The organism is Pseudomonas sp. P5_B2, assembly GCF_056400445.1.
This window is the reverse complement of record NZ_JBFULH010001063.1, coordinates 1-1,057: the sequence shown is the minus strand read 5'-3', so window position 1 is coordinate 1,057 and position 1,057 is coordinate 1. Positions and strand designations below refer to the sequence as shown.

The window sequence follows — 1,057 nt, the reverse complement described above, 5'->3', positions numbered from 1 at the left end:
CAAGTGGAGCGATATTTGTAATGCGTCTGAAAATTGTGCTGATTCCGCCCCCCAGAAACGATCCTGCTTATTGTCATCACCTTCCCAACGCAATCGGGATGGTTCGGACAAGGACAGCGTAAAAAGCCAGGGCAAGAACGCCCTGGCTTCCTCACTTCACATTGCTACTGACCTGGATGCTTCTTGTTCATTGCCCTGACTTGTTCCAGAACCTGCACAAGGTTGTAGGATTCCGGCGCCTGCAGTGGCGGGAATTCTGCAAAGGACTCAAGCTCCTGCAGCCACAATTGCTGACCCACTGGCAACATGTTCCAGTTATAGAGATAGGCCGTACTTGGCGAGGCCAATGCACCTCCCATAGACAGCACCGACTTCTGCTCCTCGCCTACGGCCTGTTCAAACGGATCTCTTCGGATATTTTGCACCTGCGCCCAACCATACGTCTGTGGGCCTGCCAGGGCTGAAGCGCCGGACGACCCTTCCATGGTGAAGTAAATCTTCCAGTTCTTGTAGCGTACGGCCGAGGGTGTAGCCCCGGTGTAGTACAAGAAGGTATCGCGCGCGGACTTGGTCGTCTTGCCCGTCAGATAGTCCAGTTGATTGACGCCCTGCAGCTTGGTTTTGACAATGCCCGGGTACTTGCCAGCCATGATCTGCTCGTTGAGTGCATTGCCTTTCGGCCCACCCGCAATTTCAACCAGTGTCGGCAACCAGTCGTAGGAGGCAACGATGTCGTCATAGACGGTGCCTGGCTTGATTTGACCTGGCCAACGGATCAGCGCCGGAACCCGCATCCCGCCTTCCCAGGTTGTCAGCTTGTTGGCCTTGAAAGGCGTCATGCCACCATCGGGGAATGTCTGGCTTTGCGTGCCGTTGTCCGTGGTGAACACCACGATGGTGCTGTCCAGTTGCCCCATGCTTTCGAGCTTTTTCAGCACCACGCCGATATTGTCGTCCATTTGCTTCATGCCGACTTCCTGGATGCCCCAGTCGTTACCCCCTGTTTCACCCAGCATGGCCTCATACTTGGGCGAGAAAACGGTGGTCACGTGCATAC

Annotated in this window: 1 protein-coding gene; it reads right to left on the bottom strand. The window is 55.3% G+C overall.

Features of this window, described 5'->3' with window-relative positions:
* Nucleotides 1-164: 164 nt before the first annotated feature.
* Nucleotides 165-1,057, bottom strand: an 893-nt coding sequence (locus tag AC1DRJ_RS29175) for a sulfatase-like hydrolase/transferase (RefSeq protein WP_477805182.1), incomplete at its 5' end; no start/stop codon positions are given.